Genomic DNA, 26,117 nt, shown 5'->3' with positions numbered 1-26,117 from the left:
GTCAGATGCCCTCGGCGAGCCGCTTCACCGCCTGCTCGACCCGCTCGTCGGTCTCGGTGACAGCCACCCGCACGTGCCGGGCGGCCGCGGCGCCGTAGAACTCGCCGGGCGCCACCAGGATGCCGCGGTCGGCCAGGGCCCCGACGGTCGTCCAGCACGGCTCGTCCCTGGTCGCCCAGAGGAACAGCGCACCGGCCGAGTGCTCGATCCGGAACCCGGCGTCCACCAGCGCCGCGCGCAGCAGCTCGCGCCGCCGGGCGTAGCGTTCGCGCTGGCCCGCCAGGTGGGAGTCGTCGCCGAGTGCGGCCACCATGGCGGCCTGCACCGGGGCGGGGACCATGTGGCCGGCGTGCTTGCGCACCTCCAGCAACGTCGCGATGACGTCCGGATCACCGGCGGCGAAGCCCGCCCGGTAGCCGGCCAGGTTGAAGCGCTTGGACAGCGAGTGCACGGCCAGCACGCCGCGGTGGTCGCCGCCGGTGACCTCGGGGTGCAGCACCGAGCGGGTCCGGCTCTCCCAGACGTGGTCCAGGTAGCACTCGTCGTTGACCACCAGGGTGCCGCGCTCGCGCGCCCACTCGACGATCGCGCGCAGCTCGGCGGTGCCGAGGACGCGGCCCTCCGGGTTGGACGGGGAGTTCAGCCACAGCAGCCGCGGTGCGGGGCCGTCGTGGCGCAGCGGGGAGTCCGTCCGGACGAAGGTCGCGCCGGCCAGCCTGGCGCTCACCTCGTAGGTGGGGAAGGAGAGTTCGGGCGCGAGGATGACGTCACCGGGGCCCAGGCCCAGCATGGTGGGAAGCCAGGCGATCAGCTCCTTGGTGCCGACGGCCGGGAGCACGGCGTCCGGCTCCACGCTCACGCCCTCGCGGCGCAGCAGCCAGGCCGCGGCGGCGGCCCGCAGCGCGGGCGTGCCTTCGGTGGAAGGGTAGCCGGGGGCGTCGGCCGCGGCGGCCAGGGCCGCGCGCACGGCCTCCGGGGTCGGGTCGACCGGGTCACCGAGGGCCAGGTTGACCAGCCCGTCGGGGTGGGCGGCCGCGCGCTTGCGGTACGGGAACAGGACGTCCCAGGGGAACTTCGGCAGCCGTTCGATCATGCCCGCGCCCCCGCCCCGACGTTGCGGGCCAGCGGCGGCGCCTGGCAGTGGGAGTCGATGCCCCAGGAGACGATCCGCTCCGGGGTGATCCGGATCAGCTCGTCGTCGACATGCGGCAGGATCTCCTTGCCGCCGGTGGCCAGCGCCACCGCGGTGCCCCGGATCTCGATGCCCCGGACGACCCAGCGCTCCGCGTCCACGACGTCGTCCACCACCAGCGACACCCGCGGATTCCCCTGCACGTGGCGGTACTTGAGGCTGCGGGCCATGCCGCGCCCGGTCACGTCGACGGTGCCGAGCCCGGCGTTGTAGTGGAAGCCCAGTGGGACGACGTGCGGTTGCCCCCGGCCGTCCACGGTGGCCAGACGGGCGAGCGACTGCGAGGCCAGGTAGGCGGCCTCGTTCGCGGTGAATGGCATGGCTGTCCTCGGTGTCTGCGGGTCAGGGTCACCGCCGACGCTAGGCAGCCCGCTTCGAGCGGCCTTGGTGTCGACCGGCCTGCTCGGAGGCCTCCGCTGGACTCCGGCTCGAAGTCCGGCTGCCACGGTGAGGCCGTCGTACCGGACCGAGATCGGAGGTCGCGTTGGACTGCGATGTGGTGGTGGCGGGGGCGGGGCCGACCGGCCTGATGCTCGCCTGCGAACTGGCCCTGGGCGGAGCCCGGGCGGTGGTGGTGGAGCGACGCCCGGAGCCGGAGAAGCACTCCAAGGCCATGGGCATGCAGGGCCGCACCGTGGAACTGCTCGAACTGCGCGGGCTGCTCGACCGCTTCAAGGAGGGCGCGGGCATGCTGCAGGGCGGCAACTTCGCCAGCCTGGGCGTGCCGATGCGCTTCGAGGAGTTCGACACCCGGCACCCGTACGTGCTGCTGGTGCCCCAGCTGCGCACCGAGGAGCTGCTCGCCGAGCGGGCCCGTGAACTGGGCGTGCGGATCGTGCGCGGCTCGGCCGTCACCGGCTTCGTCCAGGACGCCGACGGGGTCACCGTCGAGACGGAGGCGGGCCCGCTGCGAGCCCGCTACCTGGTCGGCTGCGACGGCGGCGGCAGTACCGTCCGCAAGGCCGCCGGCATCGGCTTCACCGGCCAGGATCCGCACATGTACGCCGTCATCGGCGACATGCGCTTCAGCGGGGACCTGCCGCGCGGCGAGGGCCTCGGCCCGATGCGCCCGGTGGGCCTGGTCAATCCCGCGAAGCGGTCCTGGTTCGGTGCCTTCCAGCACCAGCCGGGCGTCTACCGGGCCACCGTCGCCTGGTTCGACCGGCCCTTCCCCGACCGGAACGCCCCGGTCACCGAGGAGGAGATGCGCGCCGCGCTGGTCGAGCACACCGGCAGCGACCACGGGATGCACGACGTCACCTGGCTGTCCCGCCTCACCGACGTCTCCCGGCTGGCCGACTCCTACCGGCAGGGCCGGGTGCTGCTGGCCGGCGACGCGGCGCACATCCACCTGCCGGCCGGCGGCCAGGGGCTCAACCTCGGCTTCCAGGACGCCGTCAACCTCGGCTGGAAGCTGGCCGCCGTGGTCCGCGGCCACGGCACCGAGGACCTGCTGGACAGCTACGGCAGCGAGCGCCGCCCGATCGCCGACGGCGTGGTGCGCAACACCCGCACCCAGGCCGTCCTGATCGACCCGGACCCGCGGTACGAGGCGCTTCGGCAGACCTTCCGCGAGCTGATGGCGCTGCCCGACACCAACCGCCACATCGCCGGCATGCTCTCCGGCTTCGACGTCGCCTACGGCAGCGGCGACCACCCGCTGGTCGGCCGCCGGATGCCGGACGCCGAGCTGCTGACCGCCGACGGCACGCGGCGGATCAGCGACTGCTTCGCCGGGGCCCGCGGCCTGCTGCTGCTCCCCGAACAGGCCGCGGCGGCATCGCCGTTGGCCGCCTGGGCGGACCGCGTCGACACTCTGGCGGCCAAGTCGGGCGGCCCGGAGCCGGCCACCGCCTACCTCGTCCGCCCGGACGGCTACGTCGCCTGGGCCGGCGACCCGGCCCGCACCGAGGAACTGCAGCACGCCGCGACCACCTGGTTCGGCGCGGCGGCCTGACCACCCCGACCCACCGAGAAAGGACGCACGATGACCTCGTCCACCGACAGCGCCGCCGCCCGCGCGCGCCGGATCGTCGCCCTCAACACCGCCTACTTCCAGGCGAAGGCGCTGCAGAGCGCCGTCGAGCTCGGCCTCTTCGAGCTGCTCGCCGAGCGCTCCGCCGACCTCGCGCAGATCCGCGCCGAACTGGGCGTCCAGCACCGGCTGTTCAAGGACTTCCTGGACGCCCTGGTCGGTCTCGACCTGCTGGACGAGCAGGACGGCGGCTACCGGACCTCCGCGCTCGCCCGGGAGTTCCTGCTCCCCGGCCCCACCTACCTGGGCGGCACCGCCCGCCAGCACGCCCGGCTGCACTACCACGCCTGGGCGCAGCTGACCGACGCGCTGCGCGACGGCAAGGCCAAGTCGGCCGTGGCCGCGCAGGGCCAGCTGGCCTACCCCAAGCAGTACGAGGACCTCGACCGCGCCCGGCAGATCATGCTGCACATGGACGCCCACAACGGCTTCACGGCCGACGAGTTGGCGCGCAGGATCGACTGGAGCCGGTACACCTCCTTCGTGGACGTCGGCGGCGGGCGCGGCAACGTCGCCTCCCGGATCGCCACCGCCCACCCGCACCTGCGCGGCGGGGTCTTCGACCTGCCGGCGCTGCGCCCGCTGTTCGAGGAGCTGGTGGCCTCGGCCGGGACCGCCGACCGGGTGGACTTCCACGGCGGTGACTTCTTCGCCACCGACCTGCCGGGGGCGGACGTGGTGATCTTCGGCCACGTCCTGCCGGACTGGCCGGTCGAGGACCGCAAGGAGTTGCTGCGCCGCGCCCACAAGGCGGTACGCCCGGGCGGCCTGGTGGTGCTGTACGACGCCATGATCGACCCGGCGGAGCGCGACCCGGAGGTCCTGCTGCAGCGGATCAACCACACCATGATCCGGGACGAGGCCGGGGCCTACTCGCTGCAGGAGGCCCGCGGCTACCTGGAGGAGGCCGGCTTCACCGTCGACCGGATCGCCGCCTCCGACACCATCACCCGCGACCACTTCGCCATCGGCGTCAAGTCCGCCTGAGAGGAAGGGAGTTCCCCATGACCGACCAGACCGCGGCAGCGGCGCAGCACAGCGACCAGCCGTACGACGTCGTCATCATCGGCAGTGGCCTGTCGGGCACCATGCTCGGTTCGATCCTCGCCAAGCACGGCTTCCGGATCATGCTGCTGGACGGCGCCCACCACCCCCGGTTCGCCGTCGGCGAGTCCACCATCGGGCAGACGCTGGTGGTCCTGCGCCTGATCTCGGACCGGTACGGCGTGCCGGAGATCGCCAACCTGGCGAGTTTCCAGGACGTCCTCGCCCACGTCAGCAGCGCGCACGGACAGAAGAGCAACTTCGGCTTCATGTTCCACCAGGACGGCGAGGAGCCGGACCCGCACGAGACCAGCCAGTTCCGCATCCCCGCGATCGTCGGCAACGCGGCCCACTTCTTCCGCCAGGACACCGACGCCTACATGTTCCACGCCGCGGTGGGCTACGGCTGTGACGCGCGGCAGTACTACCGGGTGGAGAACATCGAGTTCGACGACGCCGGGGTGACCGTCTCCGGCGCGGACGGCAGCACCGTCCGGGCCCGCTACCTGGTCGACGCCAGTGGCTTCCGCTCGCCGCTGGCCCGGCAGTTGGGGCTGAGGGAGGAGCCGAGCCGGCTCAAGCACCACGCCCGCTCGATCTTCACCCACATGATCGGCGTGGACGCGATCGACGACCACGTGGACACGCCGGCCGAGCTGCGCCCGCCGGTGCCGTGGAACGACGGGACGATGCACCACATCTTCGAGCGCGGCTGGATGTGGATCATTCCGTTCAACAACCACCCGGGGGCCACCAACCCGCTGTGCAGCGTGGGCATCCAGCTCGACGAGCGCCGCTACCCCGCCCGGCCGGATCTGACGCCCGAGGAGGAGTTCTGGTCCCACGTGGACCGCTTCCCGGCGGTGCAGCGGCAGTTGAAGGGTGCCCGCAGTGTGCGCGAGTGGGTGCGGACGGACCGCATGCAGTACTCCTCCAGCCGGACGGTCGGCGAGCGCTGGTGCCTGATGTCGCACGCGGCCGGCTTCATCGACCCGCTGTTCTCCCGCGGCCTGTCCAACACCTGCGAGATCATCAACGCGCTGTCCTGGCGGCTGATGGCCGCGTTGCGCGAGGACGACTTCGCGGTCGAGCGCTTCGCCTACGTGGAGGAGCTGGAGCAGGGCCTGCTGGACTGGAACGACAAGCTGGTCAACAACTCCTTCATCTCCTTCTCGCACTACCCGCTGTGGAACTCGGTCTTCCGGATCTGGGCCTCGGCCAGCGTGATCGGCGGCAAGCGCATCCTCAACGCGCTGACCAAGACCAAGGAGACCGGCGACGACAGCCACTGCCAGGCGCTGGACGACAACCCGTACCCGGGCCTGTGGTGTCCGCTGGACTTCTACAAGGAGGCGTTCGACGAGCTCACCGAGCTGTGCGAGGCCGTGGACGCGGGGCGCACCACGGCCGAGGAGGCCGCGGCGGTGCTGGAGCAGCGGGTCCGCGAGTCGGACTGGATGCTGCCGGCCCTGGGCTTCAACGACCCCGACACCCACCACATCAACCCGACGGCGGACAAGATGATCCGGATCGCGGAGTGGGCCACCGGCCACCACCGGCCCGAGATCCGCGAGCTGCTGGCCGCCAGTGCCGAGGAGGTCAGGGCGGCGATGCGGGTCAAGCCGTAACACGACGGGGAAACGGCGAGGGCCGCGTCCGGGGAGCACTTCCCCCCGGGCGCGGCCCCCGCCGTTTCCGGCGTGCGGACGGGCTCAGCCCTCGGCCGCGAGGGTCAGGGCGGCCGTCCGCGGATCCTCCTCGACCGGCCAGCGGGCGTAGGAACGGCGCCAGTACATCAGCGGGCTGGGCACCTCGGGCCGCGGGCCGCCGGCCACCACGGCGCCGATCACGATGGTGTGGTCGCCCGCGTCGAGGGCCGCGGCGACCCGGCACTCGGCGTGCGCGACGACGTCGGCCGGCATGACCGGAAGGCCGCCGGCACTTCCCGGCTCCCACCGGACGTCCCGGAAGCGGTCGTCCATGGCCGAGGCGAAGCGCGCGGAGGTGGACTCCCCGCCGCCGCGCAGCATGTTGACGGCGAACTCGCCGCGCTCCAGGAGGGCCTTCAGCACCCGGCTGTCACGGTTGATGCAGACCAACAGCAGGGGCGGGGTCTTGGAGACGCTGCAGGCGGCCGAGCAGGTCAGCCCGTACGGTTCCCCGTCCGGGCCCAGGGTGGTCACCACGGTGACTCCGGTGGGCAGGGCGCCCATGATGGACAGGAAGGTGCTGCCGTCCACCAGGCCGGGGGCCAGGTCCAGCGGCAGGGGCAGGGGTTCGGGGGGCATCGGTCCTCCACTCTCGGCGGGTCGGTGCCCCCATGCTCGCGGGGTGCCTTCGAGCCGGCACCGGGCCGCCGTCGGGCCGCCCGGGAGCGGAAAGAGGGAGCGGAAACGGACGTGGAACCGGGAGCGGACAGGCGCGTACCCCCGGCACGGGGGTGACCGGGGGTACGCGGGTTCGGGGGGTGCGGGTGCGCGCGCTCACTCCTCGTCGCGCAGCTCCCGCAGCGGGAAGGTGAGCAGGAAGCCCACCGCCAGGATCAGGCCGCCGACCAGGAACATGGTGTCGAAGCCCGAGGCGAAGGCGTCGACCGCCGAGGGGCTCAGCCCGCCGGTGGAGTCCGGGTCGGAGAGCGCCTGGCGCACGGCCTGGTCCGGGTCGGCCCCGTCGAGCTTGCCGGCGGCGACGCCGAACAGCACCGACATGAAGACGGCGGCGCCGCTCGTGCCGCCGAGCTGGCGGAACAGGCCGGAGGCGGCGTTGGCCACACCCAGCTCGGACTTGGGCGCCGAGCTCTGGATGGCCAGGGTGATCACGGTCTGGGAGAGGCCGATGCCGAAGCCCAGCCAGGCCGCGATCACCACGATCACCGCGAGCGGGGTGTCCGCGCCGGTGGCGGAGAGCGACACCAGCGCTCCGGCCATCGAGCCGAGGCCCACGATCGCGGACTTCTTGTAGCGGTTCCACTTCTTGATGATCTTCGCGCAGATCGTCTGGGAGACGATCGCCCCGGTCATCACCGGGATGATCACCAGCCCGGCGACGGTGGCGCTGCGCCCCTGTACCAACTGCAGGAACAGCGGCAGCGTGGAGACCGTACCGAAGATGCCGACCCCGATGGTGAAGTTGACGGCGGTGGCCATGGTGATGCCACCGCGCCGGAACAGCCGCAGCGGGACCATCGCCTCCAGCCCGCGGGCCCGCTCGGCCAGCACGAAGAGCACCAGCCCGATCAGTGCGAGGGCGAACAGCGCCAGCGAACGCGCCGACCCCCAGCCCCAGTCGAGGCCCTCCTCCGCCACGATCAGCAACGGCACCAGGCAGAGCGCCAGGGTGATCGCGCCCCGGAAGTCGATCGGGTGGTCCACCCGCTGGTGCGGCAGGTTGAGCGCCTTGCGCACGCTCAGCAGCGCCACCAGGCCGAGCGGCACGTTGATCAGGAACGCCCAGCGCCAGCCGGTCACCCCGAGGATCTCGCCTGCGCCCGCGAACAGGCCGCCGACCAGCGGGCCGAGCACACTGGCCGCCACCCAGGCCATCATCAGGTAGGAGAAGTAGCGCCCGCGCTCACGCACCGGCGCGAGGTCGGCGATGACGGCCGTGGGCAGTGACATCAGCCCGGCGCCGCCGAAGCCCTGGACGACGCGTGCGATCGCCAGCGTCTCCATCGAGTTCGCCATCGCGCAGGCCGCCGAGCCGACGATGAAGACCACGATCGCCGCCAGGTAGAGCGGCTTGCGGCCGTAGATGTCGGACAGCTTGCCGTAGAACGGCATCGCGATCGTGGAGCTGACCAGGTAGCCGGTGATCACCCAGGCCTGGACGGTCTGGCCGTGCAGTTGGTCGCCGATCGTGCGCAGCGCGGTGGACACGATGGTCTGGTCGAGTGCGGCGAGCAGCACGGCCAGCAGGAGCCCGGACAGGGCGGTGGTGATCTGGCGGTGAGTGAAGCCGGCGGGGCCGCCGGCCTGGTCCGCGACGGCCTCGTCGGTCTGCGAGGCGGCGTTTGCCATTCCCTTTTCTCCCACGAAATCGACAAGGTCTTGTCGAAATGACAGTAGTGGCTGCCGGAGCAGAATGACAAGTTCTTGCCGAAATCCCTGCCCGGCGGCGGCTAGGCTGGCAACGGAACGGCGGCGATTAGGCTGCCCCCATGACCGACCTCTCCCCCATGGCCGAGACCTTGAGCGACATCACCACGGAACTGTTCGCCGTCAACGGAGCACTGCTGCGCGCCGGCGACGCGTTGTCCGCCCGCTTCGGGCTCACCTCCGCGCGGTGGCAGGTCCTCGGCCTGCTGGCCGAAGGGCCGCAGAGCGCCGCGCACCTGGCGCGCGAGCGCGGCCTGCGCCGCCAGGCCGTCCAGCAGACCGTGGTGAAACTGGTCGAGGAGGGCCTGGTCAGCACCTCCCCCAACCCGGCCGACCGGCGGGCCCCGCTGGTCTCGCTGACCGCCGAGGGTACCGCCGCCCTCGCCCGGATCGAGCCCGCCGAACGGCTGTGGATGGAACACCTCGCCCGCGGCCTGGATCCGGACGACCTGAAGGCCACGCTGCGGCTGCTGCGTGGCCTTCGGACCGTCCTGGCCGAGGGGCTGCCCCCGGCGGCCGGCGGCGGCGCGGACGCCGCCGGCGTCACAGGTCCAGCGTGACCTCGTACTCGGCGAGCCAGGAGTTGAGCCACAGCACCAGCTCCAGGCTGCCCCGGTCGTAGGGCCGGCTCACCGCCCCGGTCGAGCGGCCGGCCGCGGCCCGGGCCCGCTCGCGGTCCAGCAGCGGCAGCACGGGGGCCTCCGGATCGCCGAGCACCCGGGCCAGTTCGGCCCGCAGCGCACTCTCGTACCCCGGGTCCTGGGTCGCCGGGTACGGGGTCTTCACCCGCTCAACCACCGAGCGCGGCAGCAGGTCGGCCACCGCCGCGCGCAGCAGGCTCTTCTCCCGGCCGTCGAAACTCTTCATCTCCCACGGCACGTTGAAGACGTACTCGACCAGGCGGTGGTCGCAGAACGGCACCCGCACCTCGAGGCCGACCGCCATGCTCATCCGGTCCTTCCGGTCGAGCAGGGTCTGCACGAAGCGGGTCAGGTTCAGGTGGCCGATCTCGCGCATCCGCCGCTCGGGCGCCGACTCGCCCGGCAGGACCGGGACTTCGGCGAGCGCCTCGGCGTACCGGGCGGCCCGGTAGCCGTCCAGGTCGAGCTTGTCGAGCAGGCCCGGCTGGAACAGCGAGCTGCCGCCGAAGTAGCGCGCCGAGCCCGAGGTGAGCCACGGGAAGGTGGCTGCCCGCAGAGCCAGCGGGTTGCGGAACCACCGGTAGCCGCCGAAGAGTTCGTCCGCGGCCTCGCCGGACAGGGCCACCGTCACGTTCTCCCGCACCGCGCGGAAGAACAGGTAGAGCGAGGGCCACATGTCGCCCCAGTACGCGGGCGGCAGGTCGGTGGCGCGCAGCACCGCGGAACGCACCGCCGGGTCCGACAGGCCGGGGCTGTCCAGCAGCACCTCCAGGTGGTCCGCTCCCACGTGCCGGGCCAGCTCGCGCACGTACGGCGCGTCCGTCTCCCGCCGGACGGCGTCCGAGGCGAAGGCGTCGGCCGCGCCCCGGAAGTCCACCGAGAAGGAGCGCACCGGCCCGCTCCGGGCGGCCAGCGCGGTCACGGCCGACGAGTCCAGGCCGCCGGAGAGCAGCGTGCCCAGCGGCACGTCCGAGACCAGCTGACGGGTGACGGTGTCGGTGAGCAGGTCACGGACGGTGCCGATGGTCGTCAGCAGGTCGTCGGTGTGCTCGCGCGCCTCCAGCTGCCAGTACGTCCGGCGGCGCACCCCGCCGCGCCCCACCCGGACGAGCTGGCCCGGGCGGACCTCGTGCAGTCCGGAGAAGACGGCCGCCTCGGGCGTCTTCACCATGTCCAGCACCTCGCACAGCCCGTCCGGGCCGACCCGGCGGGGCAGCGTGCGATCGGCCAGGACGGCCTTCGGCTCCGAGCCGAAGCGCACACCGGCGGAGGTCGGCCAGTAGTAGAGCGGCTTGACGCCCATGCGGTCGCGGACCAGCAGCAGCTCCTCGCTCCACTCGTCCCAGATGGCGAAGGCGAACATCCCGTTCAGCCGCTCGACCAGCGCGGCGCCCCATTGGAGGTAGCCGCGCAGGACGACCTCGGTGTCGCAGGAGGTCCTGAACCGGTGTCCGTGCGAGGTGAGTTCGGCACGCAGCTCACGGAAGTTGTAGATCTCGCCGCTGAAGGTGACCGCCGCGGCGCGGCCCTCGTGCTCCGCGGTCATCGGCTGCCGGCCGTGCTCCGGGTCGATCACCGAGAGGCGGCGGTGGCCGAGGCCGACCGCGGGTGCGAACCAGAGCCCCTCGGCGTCCGGCCCCCGGCAGGCCATCGTGTCGGTCATCGCCTGCAGCAGCTCCCGGCGCTGTTCGGGCGGGGCGTCGTAGTCGACCACCCCCACGATTCCGCACATGCTCAGCCGGCCTTGGCGAGGCCGAGGTTGACCGCGTCCAGGAGCAGCCGCGGGGTGGTGGCCTCGACCACGGTCTCGTCGGGCAGGGCGATGCCTCGCTCGCGCTCGATCGTGTTGAGGGTGTTGAACAGGGCGAGCGAGTCGTAGCCGAGGTCGTCGAAGGGGACGTCCAGGATGTCGTCGAGGGCGATGGCCTCATCGGCTCCGGCCGCCTCCTTCAGCACGGCGATCAGGTCGTCAAGGGTGAACTCAGCCATGGGGTTTCCTCACGTCGGTGGGTTGTTTCGTCGTAGGGCGGATCAGCCGGGGGCGGCGGGGCGGCTCGACCGCCCGGTCAACGGGTCAGCACGAGCGCGCTGTTGAAGCCGCCGTGGCCGCGGGCGAGGACCAGCGCACTGCCCAGCCGGGCCGGCCTCGGCCGGTCCCGCACCAGGTCGAGGTCCGGGTGGGCCGGCCGGCCGATGTGCACGGACGGCGGGATCACCCCGTCCCGCATCGAGAGCAGCGCGGCCGCGACGTCCAGCGGGGCGCCGCCGGCCAGCAGCCGGCCCGTCATCGTCTTGGGCGCCGTCACCGGCACTTTGCGCGGCCCGAACACCGCGCTCAGCACCTCGGCCTCGGCGCGGTCCTGCTCGGCCACGCCGCTGGCGTCGGCGAAGACCACGTCGACGTCGGACGGGCCGAGCCCGGCGTCGGCGAGCGCCGTGTCGATCGCCCGGCGCAGCCCGGGCGGGCGTCCCGAGCCGGGGCGGGGGTCGAAGGTGGCCGCGTAGCCGGCGATCCGCCCGTAGTGGCGGTGCTGCCCGCGCTCGGCGGCCCGTTCCGGGCTCTCCAGCACGAGCAGTGCGCCGCCCTCGCCCGGCACCCCGCCGGAGGCGTCGACGTCGAAGGGCAGGAAGGCCCGGTGCGGATCCCGCTGGGGACTGATCGTGCCGCTGCGGGTGAGGCAGAGCCAGGACCAGGGGCAGAGCGAGCCGTCCACCGCGCCGGCCAGCATCAGCGCGGTGCCCTCGCGGACGTGCCGACGGGCCTTGGCCAGCGCGTCCAGCCCGCCGGCCTGCTCGGCCACCAGGGCCGAACCGGGGCCGCGCATGCCGTGCCGGATCGAGATCTGTCCGGTGTTCACCGGGTAGAACCAGGCGAAGGACTGGTAGGCGCTGACGTAGGCCGGCCCCTTGCTCCACAGCGCCTGGAGTTCCTTCTGGCCGAACTCGAAACCGCCGGCCGAGGCGGCGGTCACCACGCCGGCGGAGAAGTCCGGCATCGTCGTCGGGTCCGCCCCCGCGTCGGAGAGCGCCTCCTCCGCCGCCACCAGGGCCAGCCGGGTCATGTGGTCGGTCTGCGGCAGCAGCCGGCCCGGCAGGTGCTCCTCGGGCGTGAAGTTCACCTCCCCGGCCACGTGCGCCCGGTATCCGCTGGAGTCGAAGCGGCTCAGCGGTGCCAGGCCGGACCGGCCCGCCAGGGTGGCCTCCCAGTACTCCGCCACGCCCCAGCCGTTCGGCGCCACCACGCCGAGCCCGGTCACCACGACGTCGCTCATGCCCTGCTCCACTCCGGCTCGGCCAGCACGATCGCGCTCTGGAAGCCGCCGAAGCCGCTCGCCACGCTGAGCACCGTGCGCACCCGCTGCTCCCGTGCCACCAGCGGCACGTAGTCGAGGTCGCACTCGGGGTCGGGCACGTGCAGGTTGGCCGTGGGCGGCACCACCGAGTGCTCGATCGCCAGCGCACTGGCGGCGAACTCCAGGGCGCAGACGGCGCCCAGCGAGTGCCCGATCATCGACTTGATCGAGCTGACCGGCACCCGGTAGGCGTGGTCGCCCAGGCTCTGCTTGAACGCGGCGGTCTCGTGGCGGTCGTTCTGCTTGGTCGCCGAGCCGTGCGCGTTGACGTAGCCGATATCCTCGGGGTTCATCCGGCTGCGGTCGAGCGCGACCCGGATCGCCTCGGCCATCTCGTTCCCGTCCACCCGCAGCCCGGTCATGCTGTAGGAGTTGCAGCGTCCGGCGTAGCCGGTGACTTCGGCGTAGATGTGCGCGCCGCGCCGGATCGCGTGCTCCCGCTCCTCCAGCACGAACATCGCCGCGCCCTCGCCGAGGGCGAAGCCGTTGCGGGTCAGGTCGAAGGGGCGCGAGGCGCTCTCGGGCTCGTCGTTGCGCGGGGTGGTCGCCTTGATCGCGTCGAAGCAGGCCACCGTGATCGGGGAGATCGCCGCGTCCGAGGCGCCGGCCAGCATCACGTCGGCCGCGTCGTCGCGGATCAGGTCGCAGGCGTGCGCGATCACGTCGATCCCCGAGGTGCACCCGGTCGACACCACGCCCACCGGGCCCTCCGCCTCGACCAGCCACGCCAGTTCGGTGGCCATCGAGGACGGGACGAAGTAGTCGTAGAGGTACGGGACGCCGTGCGCGTCGTCGACCAGCCGTTTGCGGCCCTCGTCGCTCACCACGGCGAACTCGCGGTCCAGGCTGATCGTCATCCCGCAGGCCGTGCCGGCCATCACTCCGGTGCGGACGGGGTCGTTGACGCCCGACACCCCCGAGTCGGCCAGCGCCTCGCGCGCGGCGACCACCGCGAACTGCGCGGTGCGGTCCCACTGGCGGATCTGCCGCTGCGTCAGGCCGGCCGCCTTCGGGTCGAAGTCGCACTCGGCGGCGACCCTGGACCGGAACGGCGACGGGTCGAAGGTCGAGATCGTCCGGGTCGCGGTCCGGCCGGCCGTCAGCAGCTCCCAGAACGCCTTGGTACCCGCCTCGCCCGGTGCCACCACGCCGATCCCGGTGACCACCACCCGCCGGCGGCCGTCGTCAACTCCCACCACAGCTCCCCCTGTCGGTCTCCCGGTACGTGTCCGTCGGCATGCCCTGTCCTCCTGTCGCTCCGTCCGCCCCGCCCGCGGGGTCGGGCGGGCGGGGACTCGAGCTGGATCAGATCGTCCTGGCAAGCGTTCGCGGCGCCTTCGAGCCGCCGTCCACCAGCTCCCGGCGCCGCCGTCCGCGCCGCGGCGCGAAGCCGGTGCGCGCCGCGGTACGCGCCACGGAGGGAAGGCGATGAAAAGGCGATGGGTAGGCGACGCGAACCGGCGTCGAAGGGCGCGGCCTAGCGTCTGGCCGCATGGACATCGACACCGACATCTGCGTGGTCGGCGGCGGCCCGGCCGGGCTGACCCTCGCCCTGCTGCTGGTCCGCTCCGGCCTACGGGTCACCGTGCTGGAGCGCAGCCGCTCCCTGGACCGCGCCTACCGCGGGGAGATCCTCCAACCCGGCGGACAGGCCCTGCTGGACGAGCTGGGCGTGCTCGGCCCGGCCCGGGAGCACGGCGCCGTCGAGCACGACCGCTTCCTGCTGGAGGAGCACGGACGCGTCCTCATCAACGGCGACTACCGGCGCCTCCCCGGCCCGTACAACTGCCTGCTGAGCCTGCCCCAGCGCCACCTGCTGACCGAACTGCTGGCGGCCTGTGAACGCCACGACGGCTTCCGCCAGTTGGCGGGCGCCAAGGCGACCGCGCTGGTCGAGGAGGACGGCGTCGTCCGCGGCGTGGTCGCGGGCGGTACGGCCGGCTCCCCCGGTCAAGTGGTGCGGGCTCGCTGCGTGGTCGCCGCGGACGGCCGCTTCTCCAAGGTCCGCGACCTCGCCGGGATCGGCCACCGGCGCCAGGAGCTGTTCAGCCAGGACGTCCTGTGGTTCCGGCTGAGCGCACCGCCCCGTACGGACACCCGGCGCCCGTGCGACGTCCGGGTCTTCCGCGCCGGCGGCAACCCGGTGCTCAGCTACCGCTCGGTGCCCGACGTGCTCCAGCTCGGCTGGACCCTCCCGCACGGCGGCTTCCGCACCCTGGCCGACCGCGGCATCGACCACATCGTCGCCCAACTCGTCGATGCCGCCCCGGAGTACGCCGACCGGATCCGGCAGGAGATCACCGGATTCGGCGACCTCTCGCTGCTCGACGTCTTCTCCGGCAGCGCCGAGCGCTGGGTGCGTGACGGCCTGCTGCTGATCGGGGACAGCGCGCACACCCACAGCCCGATCGGCGCCCAGGGGATCAACCTGGCCATCCGCGACGCCGTGGCGGCCCACCCGGTGCTGGTCGAGGCCGTCCGCAGCGGCGACCCGAGCGCCGGCCGCCTCGGCCGGTACGAACGCGAACGCCGCCCCGAAGTGGAACGGATCACCCGGATCCAGCAGGTCCAGAGCCGCATGATGCTCTCCACCGGCCGGCTCTCCTCCACGGTGCGCCCCCGGGCGGCGGCGCTGATGTCGAGGACGCCGCTGTACGGCGCCATGCTGCGCCGGATCGCCTTCGGTACCGCGCCCGTCCGGCTGCGCACCGACCTGCTCGCGGGGGCCGGCCGATGAGCGGCCGCGCGGTGCTCGCCGCAGCCGGCGAGTCGACGACGGCCGGCGGGGTGCTCCTCGCCCTGGCCGTCATCCTCGCCGCAGCCTTCGTCTGCGGCCGGGTCGCCGCCCGGGTGCGCCAGCCCGTCGTGATGGGGGAGATCATCGGCGGGGTGGCCCTCGGGCCCAGCCTGCTCGGGCTGCTGCCAGGGCACCTGGACGCCGCGCTGTTCCCGGCCGAGGTCCAGTCCTATCTGCGGGTGCTGTCCCAACTGGGCCTGGTGCTCTTCATGTTCACCGTCGGCCTGCGCTTCGACGTCGGCCACCTGCGCGGGGCCGGGCGGCGGGTGACGGCGGTGTCGCTCAGCTCGGTGGCCCTGCCGTTCGCGCTCGGCGTCGGGCTCGCGGTGCTGCTCTGCCCCTGGTTCGACGAGAGCCAGTTGCGCACCGACGGGCGGCTCGGCCCGGCCCTGTTCCTGGGTGCGGCGATGTCCATCACGGCCTTCCCCGTGCTCGCCCGGATCATCGCCGAGCGACGGATGCAGCACGACCCGGTCGGCAGCCTGTCGCTGGCCTGCGCGGCCTTCCAGGACTTCCTCGCCTGGTGCGCGCTGGCCGTGGTGGTGGCGGTGGTGGAGGCCAAGGGGCTCTGGTCGCTCGGGCGGCTGGCGCTCGACACGGCAGTGGTGGCGCTGGTGCTGGTCGGCGTCGTCCGCCCCATGCTCTCCCGGGTGCTCGCCCCCGGCAGGCGCCGCCCCCTCCCGCAGCCGTGGATCCACGCCGTGCTCGTCGCCGGCACCCTGCTCACCGCCTGGGTCACCGCCAGGATCGGGCTGGATGCGGTGTTCGGGGCGTTCATGTTCGGCGCGGTGGTGCCCCGGGAGCGGATCGAGGCGATCGCGCCCGACGTCCCGGAGCAGATCGAGCGGGCGGGTCTCCTGCTGCTGCCGGCCTTCTTCGCCGTGACCGGCCTGGCCGTCGACCTCACCGGCCTCGGCCTGCGCGGCCTGGTCATCGTGGCGGCAGTGCTGGTGGCGGCCTGCGCCGGCAAGTTCGTCGGTGCGGTCGTCGCCGCCCGGGCCACCGGCGCGAGCCGGGGCGAGGCACGGGTGCTCGGCATCCTGCTCAACGCCCGGGGCCTGACCGAACTGGTCATCCTCAACGTGGGTCACCGGCTCGGGGTGATCGACACCCGGATGTTCACCGCCATGGTGGTGATGGCCCTGGTCACGACGCTGATGACCGGCCCGCTGCTGGAGCGCCACGCGGCGCGCTCCGCGGAGTCCGCCGCGCTCCCGGATCCGTCGCCTGAGCCCGCGCGGGCCTCGAGGACGCCCTCCTGACGGCGGACCGGGCAGGAGCGGCCGTCCGACTCCGCAGGCCTGGGCGCACTCAGGGCCGCTCCGTCCACCCGTCGACCCGGCGCAGCCGCCGGCTCAGCCGCCGTTCGACCGGGCTGAGCGGGACGTCGGGGCGAAGCCGCTCCGGGTGCCCCGGCGCCGGGCCGCCCCCGGGAGGGCCGGCCGGTTCCCCGGGTCGGTCGGGCGCCGGCGGCGGCACCGCGTAGCCGGCCATCTGCCCGAGCGAGGCCAGGCCGCACAGGAGCATGGTCAGCAGGTCGAGGCGCCGTTCGTTCGGTTCACGCATCCGCCGAGCATGGCGGCCGGCCCTGAAGCGCGGTTCGAGCGGTGCGGGAGGGCCGCGGAACATGGCACTGGGGCCGCCCGTCGGCTTCGACGGACGGCCCCGGCGGCCGGGTCACGCGTTGATGCAGGTGTTCCCGATGGCCGGGTTCAGGATCGAGAAGGTGCCGATCGTGTTCCCGCAGAAGTTGATCTCGGTGTTGATCGGGATCTGGATCAGGTTCCCGGACAGGACGCCCGGCGAGCCGGCGGCGACACCGTTGGCGGTGGCGCTGCCCGCGCTGGCGGTGCCGGCACCGGCCAGGACGGCCACGGCGGCGAGCGCGGTGGCGGCGAGGGTGGTGCGAATACGCATTGCGTCACTCCTTGCGAGGGTGGCGAACATCTGTGTGACGATCACACTCGCACCGATGGAACTCGACGGCAGGTCCGGAGCGTCCGAATTGGTCAGTCGGAGGGCGTGTCGCCCTCCCGCCCCACCGGAGCGGGCCCGACGGAACCGGCCACGCTCAGTGATTCCAGCAGCTCACGCGCCGGGTCCAGGTCCGGCTCCACCGCCAGCGCGCCGCGCAGCAGGGAGACCGCGACGGCCGCCTCCCCCGCCCGCAGGGCCTCCAGCGCCCGGTTGTAGTCGATCCGACCGGCGTAACGCAGCCGGAACAGCGCGGACAGATCCTCCCGGCAGGAGGGGCAGCACAGGCTCTGCGGGTCGGCCGCCACCCTGCACAGCGGACAGGACACCTCGCGGTAGGGCACAGTGCTCATCGCGGACCGGCCTCCTCCGGGCGCACCGGGCCGAGCGACTCCGGGGCCGGCTCGCTGCCGAGCTCCCGCTGCGCCTGCGCGTACAGGGCCAGCAGGTTCGACATGTGCTTGTTGACCTCCTCCATGTTGGGCGCCTCCACCGCGGCGTCCAGCCCGCGCAGCTCCGCCATGATCAGCTGGCCGAGGGCGGGCGAGACCATGTTCTGCGTCACGTAGACGTTGCACATGGTGAGCATCCGCATGGTGTGGCCGAGCGAGTCGCACAGCTCGTCCGCCCGCTGGGCCGCACGCATCGCGCCCTCCCAGTCGGCCGCCTCGCGGCGCAGCCTCAGCTCGGCGGCGCAGGAGCGGAGCCGGTCGAGGTCGCTCGGGTCGAGGTGCTTCTCGCAGTAGTGCAGGAACAGGCTCAGGTACGCCTCCGAACCGCGCACCCAGCGCTGGGCCTTGAGCTGGCGCTGCGCCCGCTCCAGCGCCTCGTCCACCGACCGGCCGCGGGTCTGGCCGGCCGCCAGGTCGTCCAGGGCGTCCATCAGCCGCTGCGCCTCGCGCATCTCGGCCTCGGTCAGCTCACCGCCCCAGCGGTCGGTGAAGGTCTCGATCTGCCGCTGCTGCTCCTCGACCTGCACCTTCAGCTCCGGGTCCAGGGTGACCCGCTCCAGCTTGACGGTCTTCTCCGCGCCGCCCTGGATCCGGACGGACAGCGTGATGGTGCGGTCACGGTCGAGGCCGAAGGCGACCTCCACCGGGGTGCGCCCGCCGAGACCCTCGGGCAGGCGCAGGGTGAGGTGGCCGATCAGCTCGTTCTGCTGGGCGATCTCGTGCTCGCCCTCGTAGACCGCGACCTCCAGCCGCTGCCGGCCGCTGCCGGACACCACGAACTCCCGGCTGACCGGCGAACTCGTCGGGTAGCTGGTGTTCTTGGGGATGATGACGGCGAGACGCCCGTCGTTGAGCTCGATGCCGAGGTTCTTCGGGGTGATGTCGAAGGGGTTGGTGACCTGCATCAACTCCCCGCAGCCGGTGCAGATCTCGCTGCCCGGCGGGTTGACCACACCGCAGGCGGCGCAGCGCAGGCCGACGTCCTCGGCGGCGGTGGAGACCACCTTGGTCATGCCGGGGGCGGCCGAGTTGAGCGGCTCGCCGCACAGTTCGCAGGCGGTGACACCGGGGGCGGCCGGGGTCCCGCAGCGCGTGCAGTTGTCGCTGCGCACCACGGTGGTGGCCTGCGCCTGCTTCGGGATACCGGCGCCTCCGGTGCCCGAACCGCCCATGTCCTGCCCGCACTTGGGGCAGTCGGCGGCCTCGGAGCCGACCGGGATGTGGCAGGTCGGGCAGGCCACCCGGGCGCCGCCGAGCAGCGAGGTCGCGCAGTTGGCGCAGTTGGAGGCCGAGAGGTCGCCGGGGGCCCGGCACTCGGGGCACTCCACCTCGCCGACCAGCGCGGACTGCACGGCCGCGCCGAGCGCCACGCACTGCATCGGGTTGACGCCGCGCCGGATCCGGCGGGGGCCGAACACCTCGCCGAGCCGCCGGGCGACCAGCGGGATCGCGGTCGAGCCACCGACCAGCACCACCTCGTCGATGTCCCCGACGGTCAGGTTGGCCTGCATGATGGCCTTGTGGGTCAGCTCGATGGTGCGCTCGATGTGGGCCTCGATCAGCTCCTCGAAGCGGGCCCGCTCGAACTCCGTCTCCAGCACCAGCTGTCCGGCGCCGAGGCCGGGCAGGATGACCTCGGAGGCCTCCTGGTTGGAGAGCTCGATCTTGATGGTCTCGGCGGTGGAGGCGATCTTCGGGCGGTCACGCAGGTCGGGCTGGTAGTCCGAGCCGTACTCCTCGCGGATGTCCTCCAGCAGCGCGGTGGTGATCGCGCGGTCGAAGTCGTCGCCGCCGAGCAGGTTGTCGCCCTCGATGCCGAGCACCGAGACCGAACCGGGCACCAGCAGCAGGATGGAGATGTCGAAGGTGCCGCCGCCGAGGTCGTAGACCAGGACGGTCTTGCCCTCGTCGCCCGCCTCGGAGGTGATCCCGTACGCGAGCGCGGCGGCGGTCGGCTCGTTGATGACGCGCAGCACGTGCAGGCCGGCCATCCGGCCCGCCTCCTGGGTGGCCGCGACCTGCCGCTCGCCGAAGTAGGCGGGGACGGTGATGACCGCCCGGGGGAAGGGCTCGCCGAAGCGCTGCTCGGCGTCCTCCTTGAGCCGGTGCAGGATGATCGCGGAGATCTCGATCGGGGTGTAGGAGCGGCCGTTGAACCAGACGTTGACGTCGCCGTCGGTGCCCGCGGTGACCTTGTAGTCCACCTCCTTCAGGGCGGCCTGGACCTGCGGGTCCTTGAACTTGCGGCCCATGAAGCGCTTGACCGAGCGGATCACGTTGGCGCCGTCGATGGCGATCCGGCCGCGCGCCGTGGAGCCCACCAGCAGCTCGCCCTTGCGGCCGCTGCCGACCACGGAGGGCGTGGCCTCCTGGTTCTGCCGGTTGAAGATGATCTCCGGCTCGCCCCGGCGCAGGTGGGCGACCACCGAGTTGGTGGTGCCCAGGTCGATGCCGAGTGTGCGGTACATGTCGTTCCCCTCTTGCCCCTCGTGGTCCTGGCTACTTCTTGCGCTTGGCCCGCTTGCCCGTGGCCGCGGCCTTGCGGCGGGCCCGGGGCGGGGTCGCCTTGGGTTGGGCGCGGACGGCGGGCTCGGTGGCGGCCTCGGGCTCGGCGGCCCCTTCGGGTTCCGGACCCTGCAGCGCCTCCTCGACCTGGGCCGAGGTCAGCGCGGGCCCTGCGTCCGCGTCCGACTCAGGCGCCGACTCAGGCTCCTCCCCCGGCGCCGACCCCGGCGCCGTCTCCGGTGCGGCGACCACCACGTGGGCCCGCCGCAGCACCTCGTCCTCCCAGAAGAACCCGGTGACCACCGTCCGCACCACCGTCTCCGGCGCCACCCCCGGGCGGGCCTCGGTGCCGACGATCTCGGCCAGGTCCGGGTCCGCCGTCATGCCCTCCAGCCGCATCGGACGGACCTTGGCCTTGGCGAGCCGCCCGAGCAGCCGGCGCCGGGTGGCCTCGATGCCCTCGCCCCGCCCGAGCGCCACCAGCTCACGGTCCAGGCCGAGGTCGGCGAGCGCGTCGTCCACCTCGACCAGGATGCCCAGCAGTTCGCGCTGCTCGGCCCGGGCCGCCTGCTGCTGCTCCGCCAACTTGTTCCCCAACAGGGACGCCCGGAACAGCAGTTGCCCGAACTTCCGCTCCAGGTCGACGTCCTCGACACCCGGCGGGATCTCCAGTCGCCGGTGGCCGTCGAGCGGGCTTGCGGTCGGTGCGTCGGTCATCGAACTCCTTCACAAACTGACGACATATCAGTGGTGCATGACGGTCACTCACGTGAAGCGGGCATACCGCCCCTCAACATCCGCGAGTGGGCGTGCGCTTGCGGCGCGCGTCACGACCGGGACGTGAACGCGGCACGCAACATCCTGGCCGCCGGACTGGCGGCGGCAGCCTGTGGAGACGGTGTAAGACCTCAACGGAGCACTCCGGGCGGGCAGTCGTCGGTGAAGCAGGAAGTAGTCCCACCGCCGCGCTCACGCGCAGCGGCTCGGCCGCGAGGCTGAGGGGAATCCCCTCCTTCGGGACGGGGAGAAGGTCAATCGGGAACCTCGATCTGCGGCAGGACGGACAGGTCGGCCGCGTAGCGGGCGGGGACGGGGGGTTCGGGGTCGGTGCCGGGTGGGGCGGGGTCGGTGAAGTCGGCGGCCAGCTCGGCGCGGTGGAGGGCCAGCAGGGCGGGGACGGGCGGCAGCGGCGGGCGCTCGATCACCAGCAGCGGTTCGGCGAGGGCGGGGGCGAGCAGCTCGGCGGCCTGGTCGACGGGCTCCGGCGGGAGCGGCTGCTGGAGGTCCGACTCCAGCCGTCGGTCCGGGTTCCGCAGCAGTGCGGCGGCCTCCTGGATCTGCTGGCGGGTGTAGCGGCCCGCCTTCGTCGCCGGTCCGACGGCGAGGTTGATCTCGCGCACACCGGCGGTGAGCGGGATGCCCAGGACTTCGTACGGCGACGGTTCGGGCAGTGGCATGGCGGGCGGTCCTCTCCTCACGACGGCTGGAACGGCGACGACGGCTGGACGACGGCTGGAACGGCGTTGGGAACGACGGCAGGGCCTTCGGCTGAAGGACGACGGCAACTGCCGTACGGTTGACGTCAGTAGAGCGAGTTGATCCGCCGTTGCATGGCGCGCAGCTCCGAGTCCTCCGGGTTGTGCTCGACGGCCTGGCGGGCCAGTTCGCGGGCCTCCCGCAGCTGGCGGGCGTTGGCGCGCTGGACCGCGTACGAGCCGTAGATGATGCCGAGCTCGCGGTGCAGCCTGGCGTCGTCCTCCGGGCTGGTGGAGAGGCCGAGCGCCTCCTCCAGCAGCCGGATCGCCTCGACGTAGCGGCGGCCCTCGTAGGCGCCGATGGCCTCGCCGCGCCAGACGCTGACCATCAGGCGGCGGATGTCGGTCGAGTCGTCGTAGGACTTGGCCTTCCGCAGCATGGCGGCCTGGGCGGTGAACGGCCGGTCCTGCATGGTGTCCACGACATGGTTGGCGAGCATCACCGCGACCCGGCGGGGGGCCTCGTGTTCGGCGATGCCGTGCCATTCCGGGTCGGCGTCCAGGGCCTCGGCCATCCGCCGTACCGCGCGAACGGGGTCGTCGGCGAAGGCGGCGGAGCGGGAGAGGTGGCGCAGGACGAAGGCGAGGCCGAGCTTGTGGTCCGGGTCGGGGTTGAGGGCGATCAGCGCCCGCCAGGCGTCGGCGGCCTCCTCCAGCTCCGCGTCGGAGGCCTCGGGGCGGCTGAGCTGGCCGGCCCGGTTGCCGAGGGCGGCCTCCAGGAAGTGGCGGGCGGTCGGGTCGCCGGGGACGAGGTCCAGGCTCTTCTGCAGCAGGTCGAGGGCGCGGGAGTAGTCCTTGTCCTCGTTGTTGATCTTGCGGGCCCACTGGGCGTAGGTGGCGCCGAGGTCCCCGCGTACCTCGGGGTCGTCCGGGGCGAGCGCGTACGCCTTCTCCAGCAGCTCGGCCGCCCCGGGCTGGTCGTCGACGGTGCTCTTGAGCAGTGCGCGGGCGGCCCGGACGCCGGACTCGGCGGCGATCCCGGCGGCGTCGGCGGGCAGCGCGGCGCCGGGGATGGCGTGGGCGCGGGTGAGGCAGTCCAGGGCCTCGCGCCAGTCCTGGTTGCGGTGGTGCTCGCGGGCCTGGCTGACCAGGGACTCGCCGAGCAGCGCCTGCCAGGCCTCGCCGCGTTCGTCCTCGGCCACCGCGTCCAGCGCGGCGACGGCGGCGGCCTGCCGCCCCTGTTGCTGGAGGTAGCGCTGCGGGCCGAGCTCGCCGAAGAGGGCGAGGGCGCGGACGAGCGGCGGGGCGTCGGGGCCCACGGTGCGCCGCCGCCACCCGCCGACGGCCTGTTCGAAGGCCTCGGCCCAAGCGGATCCGGGCTCGGCGCGCAGCAGCCGGTCGAGCGTGGGGCCGGCCGTCAGGCGGCGGGTCGGGCGGCCGGGCAGGTCTATTCGGACGTGCTCCTGGGCGAAGGCGTCGGCGGCGTGGGTCTCCAGGCCGAGGCGCAGCGTCCAGGAGGTGACCTCGTCACCGCTGCGGCCGGCGGCCCGGTCGAGGGCGCGCAGGTCGTCCCGGAGGCGGTCGATCAGGCCGGTGCGGGCGGCGGCCAGCCGCTGCGGTTCGGGGGTGCGGCCGGTGATCCGGGCGGACTCGTCCCACAGCTCGGGCTGGTGCAGGGCGGCGACGAGGCAGCCGAGCGTCCAGGCCCAGACCTCCTCGTCCGCGGTACCGGTGTCGGTGGCGGCGAGGCGGTAGCCGGCCAGGCCGAGGGCGTGCAGCAGCCGGGGGTGGGCCGGGTCCTTGAGCAGCAGCTCGCGGTAGGCCTCCCAGGCTTCGCGGTGGCGGCCCTCGGTGGCGTGCTGGTGCGCCTCGTGCTCGGCGAGGAGGACCAGGGTCTGTCCGGCGACCCGGGCCGACCCCATCGTGCCCTCCGCCTGTGGCTGGTCGGGGACGAGGGCGAGGGCCTGGCGCAGGTCGGCGGCGGCCCGTCCGGGCCGGCCGGCGGCGAGGGCGGCGCCGGCCCGGCGGACCAGGACGGCGGCGCGGACGGCGCCGGCGGACTCCGGCAGGTCGGCCAACGCCTCGTCGTGGCGGCCGAGTTCGGCGCGCAGCAGGGCGAGGTCCTGGCGGACCGGTGCGGCGGCGGCGCTGTCGCCGAGCGCGGCGGCCCAGTCGGCCAGGACGGGTTCGGCCTGTTCGGGCGTGCCGGCCCGGCGGGCGCAGTCCAGGACGGCGCGCAACGCGGGGCCGGCGCAGCGGACGCAGCGGGGCGCGGCGGCGCCGTCGGGGGTGTGCAGGTGGTCGGTGCAGGCCTCGCGTCCGCAGCCGCCGCAGGTGCCGGTGGCGGGCCGCTCGCAGACCGCGCAGTCGCCGACGGCGCGAGCGGGGTCGGCGGCGTGAGCGGGGTCGGCGGCGTGAGCGGGGTCGGCGGCGCGAGCGGGATCGATGGCGCGAGCGGCGGCGGAGCCTGCGGTCAGGAAGTGCCGGTACCAGTCCAGCGCGACGGCCCAGTTGCCGGCCCGTTCGGCGAGCAGGGCGCGCAGTCGGGCGATCGCCGGGTCGCCGGTCGGGTCGGGCGGGCCGAGCAGGGCGATCGTCTGGGCCGGGCGGCCGGCCAGCAGGGCGAGGGCGGCCAGGTGGTAGCGGTCGCGCAGGCCGCCGGAGGCGTCCAGCAGGGTGGTGACCGGCTCGGGGGTGCCCTCGGCGAGGGCGAGGGCAGCGCGCAGCCGGGCCTGGCGGTGGGTGAGGGCGCCGGGCAGGGTGTCGGCGAGGGCGAGCGCGGCGGTGGCGCGTTCCCTTGCCTCGGGGCGGTCGCGGCCGGTGACCAGCAGGTGGGCGGCCTCGCGGAGGGCTGCCTCGCGCAGGGCGGCGCGGTAGCCGGGGGCGGCGGGGTGCTCGGCGGCGGCGCGCTGCCAGAGCTCGCGGGCGGTGCCCGGGTCGGTGGCGAGGTGGGTGCGGGCGAGCCGGTCGCGGGCCAGGGACTGGCGTTCGCGCAGGTCCTCGTCCTGCAGCGGCTCCCAGCGGGCGAGGGCGCCGGCCGGGTCGTCGGTGCGGGCGAGGGCGAGGCCGTGGTGGAAGGCGGCGATCCGGGTCCAGCGGGTGCCCGGTTCGGTGTCGGACTGGGCGCGCAGGAGGGGTTCGGCCTCGGCGGCCTGGCCGGCGGCGAGCAGGGCGGCGCCGAGCCGGACCCGGGCGGGGCGCCAGTCGGGGGCGTGGCCGAGGCCGGCGCGGTAGTCGGCGGCGGCCTCGGCGGGGCGCTGGGCCCGTTCGTGGACCAGGGCGAGGCCGAACCGGGCCGGGGCGTGCGCGGGTTGGATGGTCAGCGCGGCGGTGAACTGCTCCCGGGCCTGGTCGTCGGCGCCGAGCAGCAGGGCGAGCCGGCCGAGGGCGTAGCGGGGGCGGGGGTCGATCGGGGTCTCCACGGCGGCGGCCGCGAGGTCGCTCCAGGCGGCTTCGGTGGCGCCGAGCCGCTGTCGGGCCAGGCCGCGGAAGAGCAGGCAGTCGGTGCGCAGGGCCGGGCCGCGGCTCCACGGGGAGGGTTCGCCCGGGCCGCGGCGCAGCGCCTCGTCGAAGGCGGCGACGGCGGGTTGGTCCCGGTGCAGCGTGTACAGCTGGGCGCCCCAGCGGAACCAGAGTTCGCCGCTGCCGCCGGGGGCGGTGGTGGCGAGCAGGGTTTCGGCCTCGGTGGCCCGGTCGGTGTCGCGCAGCAGGGCGGCGCGGGCGAGCACCGGCCAGTCGCGGCCGGGGAGGGCGGCGAGGGCGCGGGTGGTGGCCTCCTCGCGCTGACCGGGGGCGCCTTCGCGGCAGCGGCGCTGCAGCCAGTCGAGGGTGCGGGCGGCGACCTCGGCCTCCTCGCCGGGTTCGGTGCCGGCGGCGGTGGCCTGGAGGAAGGCGAGCAGCGGTCCGAGGTCGCCGTCCGGTGCCTGTATCCGTTCCTCGGCGAGGCGGCGCAGGCTCCAGCGGGGCAGTTGGCGGGCGGGGTCGGTGAGCAGCGGGAAGGCTTCGCGGTGCAGGGCGAGGGTGGCCTGCTGGTCGCCGGTGGGGATGGTGGCCTCGGCCTGGCCGAGCAGGGCGAGGCCGCGCTGCGGGCCCAGTTCGGCGGGCCCGGCGGCGAGTTGCTTCGCCAGGCGGGCGTAGCGGCGGCGGGCCTGGGCGGCCTTGCCGGCGGCGAGCCGTTCGGCGGCCGCGGCCAGGGCTTTCGCCACCGCCTGGGCGTCCAGGGCCGGTCGGCGGCGCGCCAGTACGACGGCGGCCGCACCGGCCAGTGCCACCACGATCAGCAGCACCGCTAGCAGCGCCATGCACCGTCCCCCTGTGTCAGGATGTCGTCCAACTCCATGATCAACGCGGTCCGGACGATCAGGAGTTGACGTCGTGTCGTGATGTTGCTCGGGCGCCATCAGAATAGGCCCTCGATCGGACAGACGAACAGGAAAGCGCACTATCCTGGGCAGCGCATCGGCAGTACGGGAAGCAGTACCGGAAGCAGTACCGGAAGCAGTACGCGAACAAGCGCGTCAGCAGCGGTCAGAAGCGTCGAGCGGTTCAGAAGCGT

22 protein-coding genes are annotated in these 26,117 nt (G+C 73.6%); 7 read left to right on the top strand and 15 right to left on the bottom strand.

Annotation, left to right across the window (positions count from 1 at the left end; translation table 11 throughout):
• Nucleotide 1: 1 nt before the first annotated feature.
• Both dapC and ACZ3TI_RS33780 read right to left on the bottom strand, forming a co-directional pair.
• Nucleotides 2–1,093 carry a succinyldiaminopimelate transaminase gene (dapC, locus tag ACZ3TI_RS33785; protein ID WP_465733080.1) on the bottom strand — a complete coding sequence of 364 codons (1,092 nt, stop codon included), beginning with the start codon at nucleotides 1,091–1,093 and terminating at the stop codon, nucleotides 2–4.
• Complete coding sequence (locus tag ACZ3TI_RS33780) at nucleotides 1,090–1,512, bottom strand: PPOX class F420-dependent oxidoreductase (RefSeq protein ID WP_465733078.1); 423 nt, start codon at nucleotides 1,510–1,512, stop codon at nucleotides 1,090–1,092. The genes dapC and ACZ3TI_RS33780 overlap by 4 nt, the downstream gene beginning before the upstream one ends.
• 164 nt (nucleotides 1,513–1,676) lie before the next feature.
• Here ACZ3TI_RS33780 and ACZ3TI_RS33775 point away from each other — a divergent pair, with 164 nt between their 5' ends.
• From ACZ3TI_RS33775 to ACZ3TI_RS33765, 3 genes are read left to right on the top strand one after another with little or no spacing between them, the layout of a single operon-like run.
• Complete coding sequence (locus ACZ3TI_RS33775; protein ID WP_465733076.1) at nucleotides 1,677–3,149, top strand: FAD-dependent monooxygenase; 1,473 nt, start codon at nucleotides 1,677–1,679, stop codon at nucleotides 3,147–3,149.
• 30 nt (nucleotides 3,150–3,179) lie between these two features.
• Nucleotides 3,180–4,214 (top strand): methyltransferase, encoded by a 1,035-nt coding sequence (locus tag ACZ3TI_RS33770; protein ID WP_465733074.1) that lies wholly within the window; start codon nucleotides 3,180–3,182, stop codon nucleotides 4,212–4,214.
• A 17-nt stretch (nucleotides 4,215–4,231) separates the two neighbouring features.
• A complete protein-coding gene (locus tag ACZ3TI_RS33765; RefSeq protein ID WP_465733072.1) occupies nucleotides 4,232–5,899 on the top strand; it encodes an NAD(P)/FAD-dependent oxidoreductase in 1,668 nt (555 codons plus the stop codon).
• A gap of 84 nt (nucleotides 5,900–5,983) precedes the next feature.
• Here ACZ3TI_RS33765 and ctcQ read toward each other — a convergent pair whose 3' ends face one another.
• Nucleotides 5,984–6,559, bottom strand: a complete 576-nt coding sequence (gene ctcQ / locus ACZ3TI_RS33760; protein ID WP_465733070.1) for a flavin reductase CtcQ — start codon at nucleotides 6,557–6,559, stop codon at nucleotides 5,984–5,986.
• Nucleotides 6,560–6,754: 195 nt separating this feature from the next.
• The gene (gene tcr3, locus ACZ3TI_RS33755; RefSeq protein WP_465733068.1) at nucleotides 6,755–8,287 is read right to left on the bottom strand and encodes a tetracycline efflux MFS transporter Tcr3; all 1,533 of its coding nucleotides are present in this window, start codon (nucleotides 8,285–8,287) and stop codon (nucleotides 6,755–6,757) included.
• Nucleotides 8,288–8,427: 140 nt separating this feature from the next.
• Here tcr3 and ACZ3TI_RS33750 point away from each other — a divergent pair, with 140 nt between their 5' ends.
• A complete protein-coding gene (locus ACZ3TI_RS33750) occupies nucleotides 8,428–8,925 on the top strand; it encodes a MarR family winged helix-turn-helix transcriptional regulator (RefSeq protein WP_465733066.1) in 498 nt (165 codons plus the stop codon).
• On the opposite strand, the gene asnB is transcribed toward ACZ3TI_RS33750, so the two are convergent.
• The 4 genes from asnB to ACZ3TI_RS33730 all read right to left on the bottom strand — a co-directional run bounded on the left by asnB (nucleotide 8,909) and on the right by ACZ3TI_RS33730 (nucleotide 13,555).
• A complete protein-coding gene (gene asnB / locus ACZ3TI_RS33745; RefSeq protein WP_465733064.1) occupies nucleotides 8,909–10,738 on the bottom strand; it encodes an asparagine synthase (glutamine-hydrolyzing) in 1,830 nt (609 codons plus the stop codon). The genes ACZ3TI_RS33750 and asnB overlap by 17 nt on opposite strands.
• Nucleotides 10,739–10,740: 2 nt before the next feature.
• Nucleotides 10,741–10,995, bottom strand: coding sequence for an acyl carrier protein (locus ACZ3TI_RS33740; protein WP_465733062.1), 255 nt, complete (start codon nucleotides 10,993–10,995; stop codon nucleotides 10,741–10,743).
• Nucleotides 10,996–11,072: 77 nt separating this feature from the next.
• Nucleotides 11,073–12,278 carry a ketosynthase chain-length factor gene (locus ACZ3TI_RS33735; RefSeq protein ID WP_465733060.1) on the bottom strand — a complete coding sequence of 402 codons (1,206 nt, stop codon included), beginning with the start codon at nucleotides 12,276–12,278 and terminating at the stop codon, nucleotides 11,073–11,075.
• Nucleotides 12,275–13,555, bottom strand: coding sequence for a beta-ketoacyl-[acyl-carrier-protein] synthase family protein (locus tag ACZ3TI_RS33730; RefSeq protein ID WP_465733058.1), 1,281 nt, complete (start codon nucleotides 13,553–13,555; stop codon nucleotides 12,275–12,277). Before ACZ3TI_RS33730 ends, ACZ3TI_RS33735 begins: the two co-directional genes overlap by 4 nt.
• A 296-nt stretch (nucleotides 13,556–13,851) precedes the next feature.
• Here ACZ3TI_RS33730 and ACZ3TI_RS33725 point away from each other — a divergent pair, with 296 nt between their 5' ends.
• Entirely contained in the window at nucleotides 13,852–15,096 is a 1,245-nt protein-coding gene (locus ACZ3TI_RS33725) for an FAD-dependent oxidoreductase (RefSeq protein ID WP_465733056.1), read from the top strand.
• Nucleotides 15,093–16,418 (top strand): cation:proton antiporter, encoded by a 1,326-nt coding sequence (locus tag ACZ3TI_RS33720; RefSeq protein ID WP_465733054.1) that lies wholly within the window; start codon nucleotides 15,093–15,095, stop codon nucleotides 16,416–16,418. The genes ACZ3TI_RS33725 and ACZ3TI_RS33720 overlap by 4 nt, the downstream gene beginning before the upstream one ends.
• Before the next feature lie 49 nt (nucleotides 16,419–16,467).
• On the opposite strand, the gene ACZ3TI_RS33715 is transcribed toward ACZ3TI_RS33720, so the two are convergent.
• From ACZ3TI_RS33715 to ACZ3TI_RS33695, 5 genes are all read right to left on the bottom strand, one after another.
• A complete protein-coding gene (locus tag ACZ3TI_RS33715; RefSeq protein WP_465733052.1) occupies nucleotides 16,468–16,722 on the bottom strand; it encodes a DUF6059 family protein in 255 nt (84 codons plus the stop codon).
• Between the two features lie 111 nt (nucleotides 16,723–16,833).
• Nucleotides 16,834–17,073 carry a chaplin gene (locus ACZ3TI_RS33710; protein WP_465733050.1) on the bottom strand — a complete coding sequence of 80 codons (240 nt, stop codon included), beginning with the start codon at nucleotides 17,071–17,073 and terminating at the stop codon, nucleotides 16,834–16,836.
• Nucleotides 17,074–17,165: 92 nt separating this feature from the next.
• A complete protein-coding gene (locus tag ACZ3TI_RS33705; protein ID WP_465733048.1) occupies nucleotides 17,166–17,483 on the bottom strand; it encodes a hypothetical protein in 318 nt (105 codons plus the stop codon).
• Nucleotides 17,480–20,050, bottom strand: coding sequence for an Hsp70 family protein (locus ACZ3TI_RS33700; protein ID WP_465733046.1), 2,571 nt, complete (start codon nucleotides 20,048–20,050; stop codon nucleotides 17,480–17,482). The genes ACZ3TI_RS33705 and ACZ3TI_RS33700 overlap by 4 nt, the downstream gene beginning before the upstream one ends.
• Before the next feature lie 31 nt (nucleotides 20,051–20,081).
• Entirely contained in the window at nucleotides 20,082–20,804 is a 723-nt protein-coding gene (locus tag ACZ3TI_RS33695; protein ID WP_465733045.1) for a nucleotide exchange factor GrpE, read from the bottom strand.
• Between ACZ3TI_RS33695 and ACZ3TI_RS33690 the strand changes: the two genes are divergently transcribed.
• The gene (locus ACZ3TI_RS33690; RefSeq protein ID WP_465733043.1) at nucleotides 20,766–21,086 is read left to right on the top strand and encodes a zinc ribbon domain-containing protein; all 321 of its coding nucleotides are present in this window, start codon (nucleotides 20,766–20,768) and stop codon (nucleotides 21,084–21,086) included. The two genes, ACZ3TI_RS33695 and ACZ3TI_RS33690, sit on opposite strands and share 39 nt — an antisense overlap.
• Before the next feature lie 32 nt (nucleotides 21,087–21,118).
• Here ACZ3TI_RS33690 and ACZ3TI_RS33685 read toward each other — a convergent pair whose 3' ends face one another.
• Nucleotides 21,119–21,544: a hypothetical protein gene (locus tag ACZ3TI_RS33685; protein ID WP_465733041.1), complete on the bottom strand. Its 426-nt coding sequence runs from the start codon at nucleotides 21,542–21,544 to the stop codon at nucleotides 21,119–21,121.
• Between the two features lie 125 nt (nucleotides 21,545–21,669).
• Nucleotides 21,670–25,863, bottom strand: coding sequence for a hypothetical protein (locus ACZ3TI_RS33680; RefSeq protein ID WP_465733039.1), 4,194 nt, complete (start codon nucleotides 25,861–25,863; stop codon nucleotides 21,670–21,672).
• Nucleotides 25,864–26,117: the final 254 nt, after the last annotated feature.

This window comes from Kitasatospora sp. NPDC023120 (genome assembly GCF_055560835.1).
The sequence above is the reverse complement of the archived record's forward strand: the minus strand, read 5'-3'. Positions and strand labels throughout refer to the sequence as shown.